This is a genomic window from Micromonospora sp. CPCC 206061 (genome assembly GCF_036906915.1).
In the GTDB taxonomy this organism is placed as follows: Bacteria; Actinomycetota; Actinomycetes; order Mycobacteriales; family Micromonosporaceae; genus Phytohabitans.
Genome location: NZ_JBAKHX010000029.1, coordinates 38,724 through 56,014, shown reverse-complemented (window position 1 = coordinate 56,014; position 17,291 = coordinate 38,724). Strand labels below are relative to the sequence as shown.

General features: G+C 70.6%; 15 protein-coding genes. 5 read left to right on the top strand and 10 right to left on the bottom strand.

Annotated features, from left to right (window positions below; all coding sequences use genetic code 11):
• Positions 1 to 13 precede the first annotated feature (13 nt).
• Together ngcE and V6V89_RS20510 are read right to left on the bottom strand one after the other, a co-directional pair.
• On the bottom strand, positions 14 to 1,432 hold the full coding sequence (ngcE, locus tag V6V89_RS20515; RefSeq protein WP_334620786.1) for an N-acetylglucosamine/diacetylchitobiose ABC transporter substrate-binding protein: 1,419 nt from the start codon (positions 1,430 to 1,432) through the stop codon (positions 14 to 16).
• 92 nt (positions 1,433 to 1,524) lie between these two features.
• Positions 1,525 to 2,853: an aspartate aminotransferase family protein gene (locus V6V89_RS20510; RefSeq protein WP_334620785.1), complete on the bottom strand. Its 1,329-nt coding sequence runs from the start codon at positions 2,851 to 2,853 to the stop codon at positions 1,525 to 1,527.
• Between the two features lie 74 nt (positions 2,854 to 2,927).
• Here V6V89_RS20510 and V6V89_RS20505 point away from each other — a divergent pair, with 74 nt between their 5' ends.
• On the top strand, positions 2,928 to 3,845 hold the full coding sequence (locus V6V89_RS20505) for a hypothetical protein (RefSeq protein WP_334620784.1): 918 nt from the start codon (positions 2,928 to 2,930) through the stop codon (positions 3,843 to 3,845).
• Here the strand turns inward: V6V89_RS20505 and murD are convergent.
• Positions 3,831 to 5,159 carry a UDP-N-acetylmuramoyl-L-alanine--D-glutamate ligase gene (murD, locus tag V6V89_RS20500; RefSeq protein WP_334620783.1) on the bottom strand — a complete coding sequence of 443 codons (1,329 nt, stop codon included), beginning with the start codon at positions 5,157 to 5,159 and terminating at the stop codon, positions 3,831 to 3,833. The two genes, V6V89_RS20505 and murD, sit on opposite strands and share 15 nt — an antisense overlap.
• Before the next feature lie 36 nt (positions 5,160 to 5,195).
• Between murD and V6V89_RS20495 the strand changes: the two genes are divergently transcribed.
• On the top strand, positions 5,196 to 6,497 hold the full coding sequence (locus V6V89_RS20495; protein WP_334620820.1) for a hypothetical protein: 1,302 nt from the start codon (positions 5,196 to 5,198) through the stop codon (positions 6,495 to 6,497).
• Between the two features lie 465 nt (positions 6,498 to 6,962).
• On the opposite strand, the gene V6V89_RS20490 is transcribed toward V6V89_RS20495, so the two are convergent.
• The 6 genes from V6V89_RS20490 to V6V89_RS20465 all read right to left on the bottom strand — a co-directional run bounded on the left by V6V89_RS20490 (position 6,963) and on the right by V6V89_RS20465 (position 13,111).
• Positions 6,963 to 8,150, bottom strand: a complete 1,188-nt coding sequence (locus V6V89_RS20490; RefSeq protein ID WP_334620782.1) for a YncE family protein — start codon at positions 8,148 to 8,150, stop codon at positions 6,963 to 6,965.
• Between the two features lie 58 nt (positions 8,151 to 8,208).
• A complete protein-coding gene (locus V6V89_RS20485; RefSeq protein WP_334620781.1) occupies positions 8,209 to 9,819 on the bottom strand; it encodes a PucR family transcriptional regulator in 1,611 nt (536 codons plus the stop codon).
• A gap of 4 nt (positions 9,820 to 9,823) precedes the next feature.
• Entirely contained in the window at positions 9,824 to 10,615 is a 792-nt protein-coding gene (locus V6V89_RS20480) for a TrmH family RNA methyltransferase (RefSeq protein WP_334620780.1), read from the bottom strand.
• Between the two features lie 71 nt (positions 10,616 to 10,686).
• The gene (locus tag V6V89_RS20475) at positions 10,687 to 11,445 is read right to left on the bottom strand and encodes a hypothetical protein (protein ID WP_334620779.1); all 759 of its coding nucleotides are present in this window, start codon (positions 11,443 to 11,445) and stop codon (positions 10,687 to 10,689) included.
• Between the two features lie 105 nt (positions 11,446 to 11,550).
• The gene (locus V6V89_RS20470) at positions 11,551 to 12,660 is read right to left on the bottom strand and encodes an SPFH domain-containing protein (protein WP_334620778.1); all 1,110 of its coding nucleotides are present in this window, start codon (positions 12,658 to 12,660) and stop codon (positions 11,551 to 11,553) included.
• Between the two features lie 13 nt (positions 12,661 to 12,673).
• On the bottom strand, positions 12,674 to 13,111 hold the full coding sequence (locus V6V89_RS20465) for an NfeD family protein (RefSeq protein ID WP_334620777.1): 438 nt from the start codon (positions 13,109 to 13,111) through the stop codon (positions 12,674 to 12,676).
• A gap of 97 nt (positions 13,112 to 13,208) precedes the next feature.
• Between V6V89_RS20465 and V6V89_RS20460 the strand changes: the two genes are divergently transcribed.
• Positions 13,209 to 14,528, top strand: coding sequence for a serine hydrolase domain-containing protein (locus V6V89_RS20460; protein WP_442935185.1), 1,320 nt, complete (start codon positions 13,209 to 13,211; stop codon positions 14,526 to 14,528).
• A 70-nt stretch (positions 14,529 to 14,598) separates the two neighbouring features.
• Positions 14,599 to 15,081, top strand: coding sequence for a Rieske (2Fe-2S) protein (locus V6V89_RS20455; protein ID WP_334620776.1), 483 nt, complete (start codon positions 14,599 to 14,601; stop codon positions 15,079 to 15,081).
• Positions 15,082 to 15,084: 3 nt separating this feature from the next.
• Here V6V89_RS20455 and V6V89_RS20450 read toward each other — a convergent pair whose 3' ends face one another.
• A complete protein-coding gene (locus V6V89_RS20450) occupies positions 15,085 to 15,897 on the bottom strand; it encodes a DUF3097 domain-containing protein (RefSeq protein ID WP_334620775.1) in 813 nt (270 codons plus the stop codon).
• Positions 15,898 to 15,985: 88 nt separating this feature from the next.
• On the opposite strand from V6V89_RS20450, the gene V6V89_RS20445 reads away from it, so the two are divergent.
• The gene (locus tag V6V89_RS20445; protein WP_334620774.1) at positions 15,986 to 16,798 is read left to right on the top strand and encodes a hypothetical protein; all 813 of its coding nucleotides are present in this window, start codon (positions 15,986 to 15,988) and stop codon (positions 16,796 to 16,798) included.
• Positions 16,799 to 17,291 lie beyond the last annotated feature (493 nt).

The window sequence follows — 17,291 nt, the reverse complement described above, 5'->3', positions numbered from 1 at the left end:
CCGCCCCTACCCCTCAGGCCCGCTTGTACTTCTTGATGGAGGTGTCCTTCGCGATCGAGTCGGCGCCCTTCTGGCACTGGTCCAGGAACTCGGCGGGACCGATCCGGCCGCTGAAGAACTCACCGCACGCCGCGTCGACGAGCTCGCGCTCCAGCTTGCGGTAGTAGTTCTGGTAGACCCAGTTGAAACCGTTGCTGCCGGACGCCTCGAGCGCCTTGACCACACTGGACAGTCCGGGGCCGAGGTTGGCGCCATCGGCGGAGCCGGCCACCACGCTCAGCGCGGAGACCTTCCCCGTGAAGTCCTTGGCACCCTTCATCGACAGCATCGTACGGAAGTACTCCAGGCCACCTGGCGCGTTCTTGGCCTTCGCGGGCACGATGAACGGCTCGCTGGCGGTGCCGCGGATGGCCTCGAACGGCAGCTTGTCGCTGGCGCCGAGGCTCGGCGTGGGCGCGACGACCATGTTGAAGCCCGCCGGGGTGACCGCCTTCTGCTCGTTCTCCAGCCAGGAGCCGCAGGAGATGAACGCCGCCTTGCCCTGGCACCACGCCGTCTGCGACTGCACGTGGTCGAGGCCCGGCGTGCCGGCCAGGATGAAACCGTCCTTGACGATCTGGTGCCACGCGTCCGCGGCCGTCTTCATCGCGTCCGACTTCCAGGCGTTGGGCTCCAGGTTGTCGATGTTCTTCGCGACGTCGAGCCCGCCGAACTTGATGGCGGTGGCGATGACCGGCCAGCTCATGTAGCGGGGGTGCTTGCCGGCGTACGTCCAGGGCGCCGTGCCGGCCGCCTTGATGGTCCTGCAGAGCGCGATGTGCTCGTCCCAGGTCTTCGGGTACGTCCAACCCTTGTCGGCGAAGAGCTTGGAGGAGTACCAGATGCCGTACGTGGTGTAGCTGATGTTCAGCACGTAGAACTTGCCGTCGTAGCTGCCCACGTCGACGACGCCGGGCAGCAGCGTGTCGCGGACCTTCTTGCCGGGCACGTCGAGGCTCGGCGCGTCGAGCAGCGGTGTGAGGTCAGTGAGGGCGCCCTGCGACACCAGGCCGCCCTGGTCGATCTGGCCGGCGCCGGAGTTGTTGACGACGTCCGGCGGGCTGCCGTCGACGAAGCGCGGCTGGAGCGTCTTGCTGATCTCCTGGGTGGCGGAGTGGGTGATCTTCGCCTTGGGCCACTTCTCGTTGTACATGGCCTCGTGGGCCTTGGCGTAGTCCTCGCCGTACCCGCCGTTGAAGATCACGACCTCGAGCGGCGCGTCCTCCTTCACGCCGAACGGGTTCTGCTCGGACTTGTCGCCCTGGTTGGCGTTGTCGGCGCCGGTGTCGTCGTTCCCGCCCATGGCGCAGCTCGAAAGAGCGCCTGCCAGTGGAGTCGCCAGGACGCCGGCGACGACCCCTCGGCGAAGAATGTCACGCCTTGTACTATTCATAGGGGCTGCGTCACTTCCCTTCAATCGCTTCTTGCGCTTTGAAGGATTCTTACGACAAGTGCGTGACGGCGGCAAGCCCCGGTTTCGAACTGTTACGCGCCAGCCGCTGCGATCGCATCGACCAGGATGGCCAGGCCCTCCCGCGCCTCGTCCTCGGTGAGCGTGAGCGGCGGTCCCATCCGCAGCACGTTCCCGTACAGGCCGCCCTTGCCCACGAGCAGCCCGCGCGCCTTGCACTCCTCGAACACCCGCGTGGTGACCGCCGCGTCCGGCTCCAGCGTGCTGCCTTTCCGGCCTATGCCTTCCGGCCGGAGACCTGGATGCCGCACGAACTCGACCGCCAGCATCAGGCCCTTGCCGCGCACCTCCGCCACGATCGGGTGGTTTCCGGCCGCCTCACGCAGCCCGTCACGAAGGATCGCGCCGACCCGCTGGGCGTTGCCCTGCAGGTCGTGGTCGAGCACGTAGTCCAGTACCGCGTTGCCGGCCGCCGTCGAGATCGGGTTGCCGCCGAACGTGGAGAACGAGATCGCCTGGATCGCGTTGACGAGGTCTGCGCGGCCGACCACGCCGCCCAGCGCGAACCCGTTGCCGATGCCCTTGGCGAACGTGAGCAGGTCCGGGGTGACGCCGTGCGCCTGGTACCCCCAGAAGTGCTCCCCCGTGCGCCCCCACCCGGTCTGCACCTCGTCCGAGATGAGCAGGATGCCGTACTCGTCCAGCACCTTCTTGAGCCCGGCGAACAGCCCGTCAGGAGCGTGCACGAACCCGCCCACGCCCTGGATCGGCTCGGCGATCAGGCACGCCACGTCGCCCGCGGTCTGGGTGGCCAGCACCTCACGCAGGTCTTCGACGGCCGCCTCGATGTGGTCGGCCTCGTCCAGCCGGGCCAGCAGGCCGCGCAGGCGGTCACCGGAGTGCAGCCAGGCCACCTGAAGCGGGTTCAGGCTGCTCGACGACCAGCTGCGGTGCCCGGTGATGCCGATCGCCGCGTACGACCGGCCGTGATAGCTGTTGCGCACCGCGAGCACCTGGTTGGAGCGGCGGATCGTGGTGGCCATCAGCAGGGCCGCCTCGTTCGCCTCGGTGCCGGAGTTCGTGAAGAACACCCGCGCGTCCTCGATGCCGGACACTCGGGCGATCTTCTCGGCCAGCTCGACCTGCTGCCGGATCAGGTACAGCGTCGAGGTGTGCGCCACGCCGGTGCTCAGCTGCCGCTCGACCGCCTCGCGGACCTCCGCGATGTCGTACCCGAGCATGTTCGTCAGCACGCCGCCGAAGAAGTCCAGGTAGGTGCGGCCGGCGGCGTCGGTGACCCGGCAACCCGACCCCGACACGATCTCGATCGGCTCGGCGTAGTAGATCGGCATCCACGACGGCATGACGGCCTTGTGCCGCGCCAACAGGTCATCAGAGGTCATACCGCACGCTCCCACCGCCACGACTCAACAGGCAACCTACACTCTGTAATCGGCGGCGCCGTTAAGATCCCACGGTGCACGTCCAGCCGGTACCGCTGCCGACCGGCGAGCCCGCCGCGGTGTTCGACGGCGTCGCTCGCTGGATCACGTCCAGTCCCCTGCGCGACCTGGTCGCCGCGTTCGGCGGGCGGTGGCCCACCGGCGACAGCCCTTCCCTGCTCGCCTGGCTCGACGCGTTCTCAGCCGCCCATTGGGACTTCCGGCGCGGCGCCGAGCGCCCGGACGCCGCCGAGCCCGCGCTCACCCCTACCGTCGCCGCGGTGGTGCACGAGGCCGCCACCGCGCTCGGCATGGTGGCGCCGCGCCCACCCCGGCACCGCGAGTACGAGCACCTGATCGTGCTCGGCGGGCTCGCACACGCCTGTGTGCGCCGCACGGCGTACGCGGCCCACCTGCTGCGCCGCGGCACCGTGGCGGGCGGCGTGGGCGTGCTCGGCAGCTACCGCCCGCTCAGCGACGCCGAACGGGTGATACCCGTCGTACGCGGCTGCACCACCGAGGTCGACGTGCTCGACCTGGGAGTGCGGGCGGCGTTCGGGGTGCGGTCACCCGCCGCCTCCAATGGCGACATCCGCACCTACCGGCCCGCGGAGGGGCCGGCGGTGACGGTACTGGCAGCGCCGTCGAGCGATCCCCGGCTGCGCCGGGCGCACACCGCCGACACGCAGCGCTTCTGGGCGCAGCACGCCACGCTGGCGAAGGGCGATCGGGTACTGGTGGTCACCGCACCGATCTACGTGCCGTTCCAGCACTGCGACGCGATCCGCACGCTCGCCCTGCCCTACGCCTGCACGGTCGACACGGTCGGCGTCGACCCCCGCGTGGTCGACGACAGCCTCCCCGAGCCGGTGCTCACCCCCGGCCGGTACCTGCAGGAGATCCGCTCCGCGATAAGGGCGATGCGCCACCTGGTCGCGTCACTGGACCGGTGACGTCTCCTCGATCGCGGCGGCAAACGCCTCACTGCGATGCTCGAAGTTGCGGAACCGCCCGTAGCTCGGCGCCGCCGGCGACAGCAGCACCGCCCCGCCCGACGGGGTGACCGCCCGCGCCAGCCGCACCGCCGCCACCAGGTCCTCGGCGATCTCGGTGCGCACGCCGGGCAGCCCCTTGAGCTCCTCGACGATCCGGGGACCGCTGTCCGGTACCCCGATCACGGTGATCTCGCGTGCGGCGAGATGGTCGCGCAGCGGCGTGTAGTCGAGGCCCCGGTCCGCTCCCCCGACGATCACCGTGACCGGCCGTCCCTCGTACGCGTCGATCGCGTGCATCGACGCGTACGGGCTGGTGGCGAGCGTGTCGTCGACGAACGTCAGCCCCGACGGGTCCTCGATCTCGGTGAGCCGGTGCGGCAGGGCACTGAACGACCCGATCGCCGCCACGACGTCGAAGTCCTGGTCGACGCCCAGGGCCTCCAGCACCGCCAGCGCCACGCACAGGTTGCGCTCGTTGTGCCTGCCCACCAGCGGCAGGGCGGCTCGGTCGAAGAGCCGCTCGTCCCTGTTGTAGAACGCGCCGTCACGGACGTGGAACGAATCGGGCAAACCGGCCCTGATGGCTGCTCGCGTACCGAGTTCCGCCGCCAGCCGCTCGTCCAGCCCGTTCACCACCACCGACTCCGGGCCATGGGCGATCAGGTTGAGCTTGTCGCGGTAGTACTCCCGCTCGCCACCGTGCGCGTCCAGGTGCTCCGGGAACAGCGCGGTCACCACCGCCACTCGCGGCGAGTCCGCCAGATCGCTGCACTGGTAGCTCGACAGCTCCAGGACATACTGGTCGCTCTCGGGCAGGTCGAGCACCGCCACGCCAATGTTCCCCCCGTACACGTTGGGGCGACCCGCGGCGGTCAACAGGTGGCTGATCAGGCTCGACGTCGTGCTCTTGCCCTTGCTGCCGGTCACCCCGACGGTGCGCCCCGCGTGCTCGGCCATCCACAGCGCGGTGCCGCTGGTGATGCTGACGCCTCGCGCGCGCAGGTCGACCACCCACGGGTGGGTCTGCGCCACGCCCGGCGAGCGAACGACCACGTCAACACCGAGCAGCGCCTCGAAGGCGGCGTTTCCAGTCCTGAGCGGTGCCAGGTCGGACAGCGGCGGCTCCCACGGCAGCGACAGGAAGTTGCCGCTGTCGTCCACCGCCACCAGGCTCGACGGCGCGTGCCGCGCGATAGCGAGCACCGCCGCCCGGCCCTCCCGGCCGGTCCCCCAAACGGCGACAGAACGGCCGCGCAGGTCAGCCAGGCGCACATGCCCTCCTCAGTCAAGGTCGTCCTAGTATTGCGTGTGCTCGACACCCAGTTTCGGCGGCTGTCCTTTCCCCCGCTGTCATACGACCCGGCGACCGGCGTGGCGACCTTGCCGTACGCGCTCGACGACCTGGCGTTCGTCGAGAAGGTGACGTTCCCGCTGCCGCCAAGCCCACCGCCGCCCGCCTTCGGCCGGGTGCTCGAACTGCTCCACCTCGTCGCGGGCGTCAGCTACTACAAGGTGGGCGCGCCGCGCGAGATCGTCGCGACGACGCCGCTCAGCGAGGGCGCCACCGCGCTGCTCGACGCCGTCTACACCAAGGGCATGTCCGAGTACGCCTACCGCAACGACCTGCCGCACGTGCTGTCGACGCGGATCTCGGCTCCGTCAGCCGTCGCTTTGGAAGCGCACCCCGTCACCGGGCGCCCGCTGTCGGCCGTCGGCGGCGGCAAGGACTCGATCGTCACCCTGGAGGCGCTGCGCGAGGCGGGCTTCGACCCGGTGCCGTTCGCGGTCAACCCGAACTGGGTCATCCAGTCGGTCTTCGACGCGTCCGGCCTCACCCCGCTCTCCGCCCGCCGCGCGATCGACCCGCAGCTCTTCGAGCTCAACGCGGCCGGCGCACTCAACGGGCACATCCCGGTCACCGCGATCAACTCGCTGATCGCCGTGGCGACCGCGGTACTGCACGGGCTCGGCCCGGTCGTGATGTCGAACGAGCGCTCCGCCTCCGACCCCAACCTCGTCTGGAACGGGCACGAGATCAACCACCAGTGGTCCAAGGGCGTTGAGGCCGAGGGCCTGCTCCGGGACGCCCTCGCCGCGCACGCGGGGCTCGCCGACGCGTACTTCTCGTTGCTGCGGCCGCTGTCCGAGCTGCACATAGCGAAACTGTTCGCGCGGCACACCCGGTACGACGCGGTGGTGACCAGCTGCAACGCCGCCTTCAAACTGCGCGACCCGAGCGCCCGCTGGTGCGGCCACTGCCCGAAGTGCCGGTTCGTGTTCCTGGCGATGGCGCCGTTCCTGCCCCGCGAGCGGCTCGTGGGCATCTTCGGGGCCGACCTGTTGGCCGACCCGTCCCAACTGCCCGGGTACCGCGAACTGCTCGGCCTCGACGGCCACAAACCCTTCGAGTGCGTCGGCGAGGTGGAGGAGTCCGTGGTCGCGCTGTCCCTGCTCCGCGACTCCGCGGATTGGCGAGACGCCCCCGTGGTGGTCGCCCTGTCCGCCGCGGTGCCCACGGAGGCGTGGACGGCAGCGGCCCAGTCCGACGTCTTCACCCCCGGCGGCCCAGCATTCATCCCCCCGCCCTACACGAAAACCCTCCCGACCTAACCCCCGCCCGCCCCCGGCGCCCCGCCCGCCTCCGGCGCCCGGCGCCCGCTGCCGTCGATCAAGGGCAAACGCACGTGGTTCGATCTCTTTTCCGCGTGCGTTTGCCCTTGATCGATCGACTTCTCCTTGATCGACGTCCGCCGGGGGCGACGCTCCGCACGGACGCAGGCCCAGCCGCGGACGCAAGCTGCCGACCCACGGCGCGAGGCAGGGGCGTCGCCGCGCGGCGGCGATCAACGAGACAACGCCGCTGGGTTAGGCACGGCGTCCTGTCAAGGCCGCGTTGGCGCGCGGTCCAGACCCGTCCCGCCAGCGCCACCACCGGTCGGATTGCCCGATATCCGCCTGCGACGGTGTTGATCAAGGAGATCTGCATGGATCAAGGGCAAACGCACGCGGAAAGAGATCGAACCACGTGCGTTTGCCCTTGATCAGCGGACGAGCGGGGCGGGAGGAGGGGCCGCGTCAGCCGGCTGCCGCGTCCAGGGCGGCCAGCGCCTCGGGGGCGGCCTTGCCGTTGCGTTCGCGTTGGGGGAAGTCGCCTACCGGGACGCGGGCCACCACCTGGGCGGTCGCGTACGAGATGACGGCGACCTCGTCCTCGCCACTCAGCGACACGTAGCAGTACCTGCCGTCGGCGCTGGTCTGTGACCAGTACGGGATGTCGCCCAGCGGGATGATCCGGTCGGTGGTGAGCCCCGGCCGCGACACGATCGCCGCGTAGTCGTCGATCGTGCCGGCGACGCACAGCTTCGCACTGTCACCGGACATCGCCATGCCGTGGTGCGCCGAGTTGCCCGGGTAGTCGTCGGGGTGGATCGAGGCCCCGTCGGACCCGTACGGCATCTCGACGGTCCGCACGATCCGCCCGGCCACCAGGTCGTACTCGACGAAGCCGTTCAGGTACGACAGCTGGGCGTACATGGTCTTGTTGTCGGCGGTGAACACCGCGGGCCGCACGCCGTGGTCGAAGTTGTAGACCCGGGTGACCTTGAAGGTCGCCGGGTCGACGACGGTGAGCTGCCGGGCACCCTTGGCCCACTCCATCCACCGTGGAAGCGAGACGGTCCCGATGCTGGAGTTGTACAGCTTGGTGCCGTCGGGCGAGTAGTCGTTGGCGTGGGGGTACGAGCCGGTGGGGAACTCGGCGACCTCGGTGCCGGTGCGCGCGTCGATCACCTGCGCCTTGTTGACGGTGGTGTCCGAGACGATGAGTTTGGTGCCGTCGGGCGACATCGCCATGTGGTCGGCGTGATAGCCCTCGAGTTTGAAGCGCCACAGCTGCCGGCGCGTGACCAGGTCGATGGCCACCACGTCGGGCAGATTGGCGCGGGACACGTACATGATCTTCCCGTCCAGAGACAGGAACATGTCGTCGACGAACTTGTCGCCGTTCTGCCCGCGCACGATCTCGTAGGCGGTGCGCTCGACGAGGTTCATCTCGTCGAGGCGCTGCTGGAGGTCGGGGATGACGTTGAGGGAGCCGAGGTTGGCGAACGTCTGCTCGTCGATGAAGCTGACGGTGCCGGCGTACGCGTTGCCGACCATCAACACGTTTCGCAACGGCGCCGCCGCCTGAGCGGGGGATGCCGTGCCGCTCAACAGCACCGGCACGGCGAGCAGGGCCAGTCGTCTTCTCCACGGTGAGCGCATCGGGCGTCCTTTCGACCGCGAATGTTACCCACCAGTAAAATGGTGATCTAGAAAAGCGTCAATGTTTCATGTTTGAGTCTCGGACCGCTTCCAGCGCCAGCAGGGCCACGTGCAGCGACAGGCAGGACTCCACCGAGTCCAGGTCGACGCCCAGGATCCGCGATATCCGGGCCAGCCGCTCGTACAAGGCTGGGCGGGACAGATGCGTCGCCGCGGCGGCCGCCGACTTGTTCCGCCCACTGTCCAGGTACGCCCGCAGGGTGCCGAGCAACTGCTCCTTCGGGTGCCCCGCGTCGTACGCCAGCAGCCCGCCCAGCTCACGCTCCACGAAGGTCTGCAGGCGCGGCTCGTCACGCAGCAGGTGCAGAAGGCCGGCCACCCCGACGTGCGGGAGCCGGAAGACCGGCACGTCCCGCCGGTCGTGGCGAGCCGCGTCGGCCACCTGCCTGGCCTCGACGAGCGAGCGCCGGGCGTCCCGCAGCTCCTCGACCCGCGAACCGGCCGCCACGATGACCGGCGGTGCCGCGGCACCGCGTACCCGATCAAGAGCGACCGCGAAAGCGGACAGCGCCCGCTCCTCGTCGCCGCGCAGCGCCAGCAGCGCGCCCACGGCCAATTCGTCCAGCGCGGAGGTCAACCCGGTCAGCGAGGCCTCGCGCAACGCCTGCCCCACCGCCTCGGCCAGGTCACGCAGACGCGCCGGCGCGAGCAGGTCGTCTGCCCTGTGCCGCACCACGACGCCGACCAGCGGGTGACGCTCCAGCGGCACCCCCAGCGCCCGCGCCCGCAGCGCGACCTCGTCGACCGGCCGGCTGTGGTCGAGCAGGACGGTGAGCAGCGTGCGGTGGACCTGGCGTTCGAGGCTCTCGGCGTCGCGGCGGATCAGCCGGCCCAGGGCGAGCGTCGAGGCGGCCCGTTCCAGCAGGATCGACAGACGCGTGGGCGGCGCCTCGGCACCGGGCCAGCGCAGCAGCAGCCGGCCCCAGTCCTGACCGCGGGCGCCCACGGTCGTGACCAGCCACCCGGCGTCGTACGCGGTGCGCCCCGCCGGCTGGATGCGCCGCGAATGCTGCTCCCACCCGTCGAGCAGCAGCTCAGGGCTGTCGCCGGCGGTGTCGTACGCGAGCACCTGGCGCGACAGGTTCTCCAGCACCACCGGGCAGCCGGCCAGCTCGGCGGCCTGGTGCACGACCTCGGCCGGGTCGGCGCCCTCGACCGACAGTTCGGTGAACCGCTGGTGGATCTCCTCAGTGGCGCGCAGCTCCGTGAGCTGGGCGTCGACGATCAGGGCATGCACGGCCTCGGTGATCCGCACGAACGGCGTGGCCCGGCGCAGCTCGACGAGGGGCAGCCGGCGCCGTTCGGCCGCGGCGACCATCACCTTGGGGACGCTGCCGGTGTACCGCCGGCCAAGCTCCACGACCAGGCCGGCGACGCCGACGCCGGCCAGGTCGGCGATGAACGCGCGCAGCCCCTCGTCGTCGGCCGGCAGGCCGATGCCGGTGGTGAGCACCAGCTCGCCGCCGCGCAGCAGCGTCGCGATGTCGGGCACCTCGGCGACGTGCACCCACCGCACGGGCCGGTCCAGCTCGGACTCGCCGGCCACGACGCGCGGTTCGCCGTGCCGCACCGGGTCGAGCGCGATGACCTCACGCACGGTCGGAAACACGTGATCAGTCTTCCCGACCCAGCTCCCAGAACGCCACGGCGGCGGCCGCGGCCACGTTCAGGGAGTCGACACCCCGCCGCATCGGGATGACCACGCGCGCGTCGCTGGCCTCCATCGCGCGCCGGGTCAGGCCGGCGCCCTCGGCGCCGAAAAGCAGCGCCGCCCGCGCGCGCTGGTCGGGAGTCAGCCGCTGGATGGGTACCGCGTCCGGCGCGGGCGTCAGCGCCAGCAGCGCGAACCCCGCCTGCCGCACCAGCTCCAGCGCGTCCGGCCACGGCGACAGGGTCGCGTACGGCACCGCGAACACCTCGCCCATGCTGACGCGGACGCTGCGCCGGTACAGCGGGTCGGCGCAGGTGGGTGAGAGCAGGACCGCGTCGACGCCGAGCGCCGCGGCGCCCCGGAAGATCGCCCCGACGTTGGTGTGGTTGTTGATGTCTTCGAGGACCACGACCCGGCGCGCGGCCGCGAGCACCTCGGCCGCCGCCGGCGCCGCACGCCGGTGAAACGACGCCAGCATGCCACGGTGTACATGGAAACCGGTCACCTTTTCCAGCACGTCCTGGCTCGCGGCGTAGACCGGCGCGTCACCGAGGTCGGCGATCTGCCCGACGCGTTTCTCGTCGACGAGGTAGGACCTGGGCTGGTAACCGGCCCGCAGCGCGCGCCGCAGCACCAGCTCGCCCTCGGCGATGAAGAGCCCGTGCGGCGGCTCCCAACGGGTGCGCAGCTCGACGTCGGTGAGCGCGCGGTAGTCCGCGATCCGCTCGTCGTGCGGGTCGGTGATCAGCTCCACACGGTCGATTGTCGCAGTGCTTCATGGTTCGCTCGGTCGTGCGGCGCCGATGGGGCGACGCCTTCCCTCGCTCACTCTGTCAAGGGGTGAGTGGCGGCGCGGGCGGCTACCGCGCGGGCGCCGGCCGAGGCGGCCGCCTCGGCGGCGGCGTTGCGGGGCGGTGCCGGCATCAGGTTGCCGGCCGTCCAGGCCATGCCGATGCCGGCGGCCAGTACGAAGATCGCCCCGACCGTCTGGAGCGGACCGATCAGCAGTCCTCCGACGCCCAGCATCGGGCCGGCCACCATCAGCAGCACGCCGTCACCCTTGGTGAAGAGCTTCGAGCGCGCCACCGCCCAGCCGGCGAGCACCCAGCCGAGGCTGTACACGCCGGCACCGACCAGCGCCAAGCGGCGCGCGTCCCACCCGTACACCGGCGTGTCCGGCGGTAGCGCGGCGAACGGGAGCAGCAGCGCGATGCCGGTCATGCCGATCAGCAGCCCGGCCGCCGCGCTGCGCCGGCTGCGCGCGGCGGCGAGCTGGCTGGCGATGGCGAGCAGCGCGAGCAGTCCGAGCCAGGTCGCCACCACCCAGCCGATCAGGTGCAGGATCCGGCCGTTGGCCAGATATGGCGCTGGTCCGCCGCCGTCCATCCGGCCGAACGTGATCCCGCCGAACACCACCGCGTACGCGGGCAGCGTCCACATGAGTGCGCGGCCGAGCCGGCGCACCGACCACGCCCACGTCACGTTGGTGGGTGGGCCGTCCCGGGACACCGTCGGGACGGTGCGGGACGGTGCCGCGCGGGTCGTCGGACCGGCTGGGCGGGTGTGCTTCGCCGCGTTTGTCATGGGCAGACCACCTTCCGCCCGGCCGGAACGCACCGGCGCCCCGGCACCGCCTGATCCATTTGATCGTGGCAGGTGCCGGGGCGCGATGTGGACGGTTCAGATTATTCAGGCGTGTTCCGGCTTGGTGTCCTCGGTGCCGAGCAGGCTCGACGGCGATAGCGGGTTGGGTGCCGGCAGTCCGCGCGGCCGCTGCCCCGTCTTGCCGCTGGCCTGCCGCTCGGCTTCGTGCACCTCTTGCTGGACCTCCTGTGCGGCGTCCGCCGCGGACTGGGCCGCCTCGGCCGCCTCGCGCTCGACCGCACTCGCGTCGAGTACGGACTCGGGTGTGTCGTCGGCCGTCGCGGCGAGGCCCCCGAGCGCGCCACCGAGTCCTTCGAGGGCCTTGGTGAGCTCGGCTGGCACGATCCACACCTTGCTGGCCTGGCCGTTGGCGATCTGCGGCAACGCCTGCAGGTACTGGTAAGCCAGCACCTTCTGACTGGGGTTGGCGGTGTGGATCGCGTCGAACACCATGCGGATCGCCTTGGCCTGGCCTTCGGCCTGGAGGATCCGCGACTGCCGGTCGCCGTCGGCCCGCAGCACCGCGCCCTGCTTGTCACCCTCGGCGTTGAGGATCTGTGCCTGCTTCTGCCCCTCGGCGGTGAGGATCGTCGCCCGCCGCTCGCGCTCGGCGCGCATCTGCTTCTCCATCGAGTCGCGGATGCTCGGCGGCGGTTCGATCGCCTTGATCTCCACCCGGGTCACCTTGACGCCCCAGCGGCCGGTGGTCTCGTCGAGCACGCCGGACAGGTGCCGGTTGATCTCCTCGCGGCTGGTGAGCGCCTTTTCCAGGTCGAGCGAGCCGATCACGTTACGCAGCGTGGTGACGGTGAGCTGCTCGATGGCCTGGAGGAAGTTGGCGATCTCGTACGTCGCCTTCACCGGGTCGATCACCTTGAAGTAGAGGACGGTGTCGATCGAGACCACGAGGTTGTCCGAGGTGATCACCGGCTGGGGCGGAAAGCTGACCACCTGCTCGCGCAGGTCCACTTTGGTGCGCACCGAGTCGACGAACGGCACCAGCACATTCAGACCCGGCCGCAGCGTCCGCTGGTACTTGCCGAGCCGCTCCACCACGAAGTTGCGCTGCTGCGGCACGATCCGCACCGACCGGACCAGGGTTATCACCACGAACAGGGCGATCAGGCCCACTACGAGCGCTATCACTAACTCCATCTCAGCTCCCCGGTTAAATGTCCCGCCATACCATGGCGGTGGCGCCCCGCACCTCTATGACCCGTACCCGCTCGCCCGCTTCGAGCACCTGCGTGCCGTCGTAGGCGCGCGCGCTCCACAGTTCACCGTCGATCTTGACCAAACCGTGCTCGGCGTCGACCTGCTCCAGCACCAGGCCGGTCGAGCCCTCGATGGCTTCGACGCCCATCGGTGTCTCGCCGGACTCCAGCGCCGACTGCCGGTGACGCTTGATGACCGGCCGGACGGCGACCAGCGCGAGGGCGGACACCACCGCGAAGACGACGGCCTGGACCGCCACACCCGCCCCGAGACCCGCCGCGATGGCAGCCGCGAAGGCACCCGCCGAGAGCATGATGAGGACGAACGTAAACGTGAACATCTCGGCGACAGCGAGCACCACGCCTAGAACGATCCAGAAAACGGCATCCACACCCCGATCGTGTCACGCTCGCGCACGTACAGCGAGCAGCGGAACGGTAACGTCGGCGCTCCGAGCGCGTTGACCCCTATCAGGGAGGTACCGAATCGTGTCGTTGCTGCCTTCGTTGCTGCCCGCGACCGCCCGACAGATCGACGTGCTCGTCGCCGAGGCCCAGTCGGTCGGGCGGGCGCCCTCGCTGGTGGCAGGCGTGGTTCGCGACGGCAAGCTGGAGTACTTCACCGGTGCCGGGGAGCACCCGCACCCGGACGCCGGGGTGCAGTACCGGATCGGCTCGATCTCCAAGACGATGACCGCCGTACTGGTCATGCAACTGCGCGACGAGGGCCGGCTCGCGCTCGACGACCTGCTGTACCGGCACCTGCCCGGCACGCCCGTGGGCGGCGTGACGCTGCGCCAGCTGCTCGGGCACGCCGCCGGGCTCCAGCGCGAGCCGGACAGCCCCGGCTGGTGGGAGCGCACCGAGGGCAGCGACGTCGACACGCTGCTCGCCGGGCTGACCGCCGACAAGCTCGCGTTCCCGCCGCACCGCACGTACCACTACTCCAACCTGGCGTACGGGTTGCTCGGTGCCGTGCTGGAGCGCATCACCGGACGGCGCTGGATCGAGCTGCTCACCGACCGGCTGCTCGCGCCGCTCGGCATGAACCGCACGACGTACCACCCGGAGGAGCCGTTCGCACGCGGGTACGTGGTGCACCCGTGGCACGGCACGCTGCACGAGGAGCCGCGCACGGACACCGGGGCCATGGCGCCCGCCGGGCAGCTCTGGTCGACGGCGGCCGACCTGGCCAAGTGGGCCGCGTTCCTCGCCGACCCGTCGCCCGATCTGCTCGCGCCCGACACGCTCACCGAGATGTGCGCGCCCGTCGTGATGAGCGACCTCGACTCGTGGACCTCCGGCCACGGCCTCGGCCCCGAGCTGTACCGGGTCGGCGAGCGGGTGCTGGTCGGGCACGGCGGCTCGATGCCCGGGTACGTGTCCACGCTGGTCGTGCATAGGCCGTCCCGCACGGGCGTCGTGGCGTACGCCAACGCGTACGGTGTGCCGCTGGCCGTGGGCCGGGCGATCCTCACGACCGTGCTGGACCGCGAGCCGGTGCCGGCGGTCCCCGGGTGGCGCCCGTCCGCCCCACCGCCGCCGGAGGCGGCCGAACTGTGCGGGCAGTGGTGGTGGATGGGGCTGGCGCACGAGGCGTCGTGGGACGGGGCGACGGGCGAGTTGGTCGTCGTACGGAGCGGGCGGGCGCCATGGCGGTTCGCGCCTGCCGGGACCGACCAGTGGCGTGGCCGGTCAGGCAACAACGACGGCGAGACGCTGCGGGTCCGGCGGGACGCGAATGGGGCGGTTGAAGCCCTCGATATCGCGACATTTGTGTTCAGTCGCGATCCGCACCGACTTGCCTGAATTAAGCCTTTCAGCTAATCCACAGCTTCACCACAGTTACCGTCCAGGGTGGCCCACCATGCTGTCCGCCATGAAGATGAACGCTCAACCAAGCGTAGTCGCCCGCCGCACCGTGCTTGCCGCCGGCGCCGTCGGTACGGTCAGCCTGGTGGCGGCGTGCGGGTCCGACGATTCCGGTGACTCCGCTTCCACCTCGCCCGGTTCCACCACGGCCACCTCGGCGGCGCCGTCCGCCTCCGCCTCCGCGGACTCCGGTTCATCCGGCTCGAACGCGCTCGCCAGCACCAGCGAGATCCCCGTCGGCAGCGGCAAGATCTTCGCGGACGAGAAGGTCGTCGTCACGCAGCCCAGCCAGGGGGACTTCAAGGCGTTCAGCGCCCTCTGCACGCACCAGGGCTGCCTGGTGTCCAAAATCGACAGCAGCGCCATCACCTGTACCTGCCACCAGAGCACCTTCTCGCTGGAGGACGGCTCGGTGCTGGGCGGCCCGGCGAAGTCGGCCCTGCCCGCGGCGAACATCGCCGTGACCGGCACCGACATCACCCTCGCGTAGCCCTCAGGAGGGCGTCTGCGGGACGGTGACGAAGTCGATGAGGCGCTCCATCGCGTTGATCAGCGGCGTTTCCACATCGTGGTACGAGTTCACTGTGGACAGGATGCGCCGCCACATGTCAGCCGGATGCGCCACACCCAGTGCCCGGCAGACGCCCTCCTTCCACGGCTGACCCGGCGGCACCACCGGCCACTCCCGCAGGCCCAGCCGCGCCGGCTTCACCGCCTGCCAGACATCCACGTACGGATGGCCGGTCACCAGTACGTACGGCGAGGTGACCGCGGCCACGATCCGGCTCTCCTTCGAGCCCGCGACCAGGTGGTCGACCAGTACGCCAAGACGCCGCTGCGGGCTCGGTGAGAAATCGCGCACCGCCGCGGAGAGCTCGTCGATGCCGTCCAGCGGCTCCACCACCACGCCCTCGACGCGCAGGTCGTCGCCCCAGATCCGTTCCACCAGCGCGGCGTCGTGCACGCCTTCCACCCAGATACGGCTCGCCTTCGCCACCTGCGCGCGAACCCCGTCGACCGCGACCGAGCCGGAGGCGGTGCGTCGCCGGGCTTCCTGCCTTGGTGTCGCGGATGGACGGCGCAGCGTCACCGGCTGGCCATCGAGCAGAAACCCGGCCGGTTCCAGCGGAAAGTTCCGCCGCTTGCCGTACCTGTCCTCCAGCACCACCGCGCCGTACTCGAATCCCACCACCGCGCCGCAGAACCCCGAGTCGGCGTCCTCCACCACGAGGTCCATGTCGGCGTCGACCTCGGGAATCTTCTTGCGCCGGCGCCAATTGCCGGCGAGCACGTCCTCCCCATACATGAATCGGACGCTAGCGCCGCGGGTACGCGGGACCGCGCAGACGCGCCGCAACCGAGACAGGGCAGCGGGCAGCACGTACTCTTGCCGCATGTTCCCCGCAGCAGCGGCGACGTTGGCGGCGCGCCGGTCCAGCCGGTTCGCCGCGTGGGTTCGTGCGTGGCGCGCCGGCCTCGTGCCGTACGACGAGGTCGCCGAAGAAATCGCCGGTGACGAGGAGCACCTGGTCGCCGACGCACCCGGCACGTGGACCGACGTGCCGCTCGGCGACGCGCTCCCGGCACTGTCCAAGTTGAGCCCCGACGACATCCGGCTCGCGCTGCCCGCCCCGGGCGACCCGCGCGGCCTGCCCGCCCGCGCTAGCGGAGCGAACGCCAGCCAGCCGAGCCCGTTCACAGGCGCGGCGCTCGTCGCGGGAGAAGCCGTCGTGGCGCGCGGCCTCGGCTTCATCCCCGAGGTGCGCACCCACACCTCCGGCTCCGGCGTGACGTTCGAAACCGTGCTGTGGCGCGTGTATCCGCTGCCCGACGCCCCGCTCCCCCTGGGCGACCTGACAGCCGCCGAGGCCGAGGCCGACCTGTCCGCCGCCCTCGCCGAAGCCACCGCCGCCCTCACCCGGCTCGACGTGGCGCAGTGGCGCCCCGAGCTGGCCGGCGCCCTCGCCGCCCTCCGCCGCCCCGACGCCGGCATCGATCTGCCACCTGGCTTCGACCCGCGGGCGCGGCGCCTGTTCGCCCGTGCCAGCGTCCTCGACCGCGTGCTGGCCCTGGCTGAGCACGCGGCTCCGGGCGGCGCGGTAAACGGCTACGAGGCCCAACAACGCGACGCCGCCCTCCGCCCCCTGACGACAGCCTGCCGTCGCGCCCTCGTAGCAGCCTGCAACTCCCCCTTACGCCCCGAGTAACCCTCCCCACTACGCGCGTCCTCTCCCGCCCCCGCAGCCGCGCCCCCGCCGCCGCGCGGCCCCTCTCGCCGCCGATCAAGGGCGAATGCACGTGCTTTGATCTCTTTTCCACGTGCATTTGCCCTTGATCGATACGAATGCCCTTGATCGGCGTCACCGCGAGGGCGCCGATCACACAAAGCCGCACGCTCGCGCCGGGGCGGGGCGGGGCGGGCAATCTCGGCGGATATCTGCGGCTTCAACACCGGCCAGCGCAAATCTTCGAAGCTGCGCGCCGACCGCAAGCGCGGATAGCGGCGGCGCATCCAGGTTGACTCCTTGCAATGTCAAGTTTCTGAGAAAGCACGGGCCCGGCCTCTACGTGCTAACAACCCAGGCCGTGCCGTTACAGGCATTCACCGACGAAATGAAGGAGCGGCTATTGGCGAAAGCGAGCCGAGGGAATCGTGGACAATGTTCGATTGCCACACCCCGTAAGGCGCGAAACCCGACC

What these genes read in the sequence shown, in the direction of transcription:
- ngcE (WP_334620786.1), bottom strand. Translation starts at nt 1,432, where the DNA reads ATGAATAGTACAAGGCGTGACATTCTTCGCCGAGGGGTCGTCGCCGGC.
- V6V89_RS20510 (WP_334620785.1), bottom strand. Translation starts at nt 2,853, where the DNA reads ATGACCTCTGATGACCTGTTGGCGCGGCACAAGGCCGTCATGCCGTCG.
- V6V89_RS20490 (WP_334620782.1), bottom strand. Translation starts at nt 8,150, where the DNA reads ATGCGCTCACCGTGGAGAAGACGACTGGCCCTGCTCGCCGTGCCGGTG.
- V6V89_RS20475 (WP_334620779.1), bottom strand. Translation starts at nt 11,445, where the DNA reads ATGACAAACGCGGCGAAGCACACCCGCCCAGCCGGTCCGACGACCCGC.
- V6V89_RS20470 (WP_334620778.1), bottom strand. Translation starts at nt 12,660, where the DNA reads ATGGAGTTAGTGATAGCGCTCGTAGTGGGCCTGATCGCCCTGTTCGTG.
- V6V89_RS20455 (WP_334620776.1), top strand. Translation starts at nt 14,599, where the DNA reads ATGAAGATGAACGCTCAACCAAGCGTAGTCGCCCGCCGCACCGTGCTT.
- V6V89_RS20450 (WP_334620775.1), bottom strand. Translation starts at nt 15,897, where the DNA reads ATGTATGGGGAGGACGTGCTCGCCGGCAATTGGCGCCGGCGCAAGAAG.
- V6V89_RS20445 (WP_334620774.1), top strand. Translation starts at nt 15,986, where the DNA reads ATGTTCCCCGCAGCAGCGGCGACGTTGGCGGCGCGCCGGTCCAGCCGG.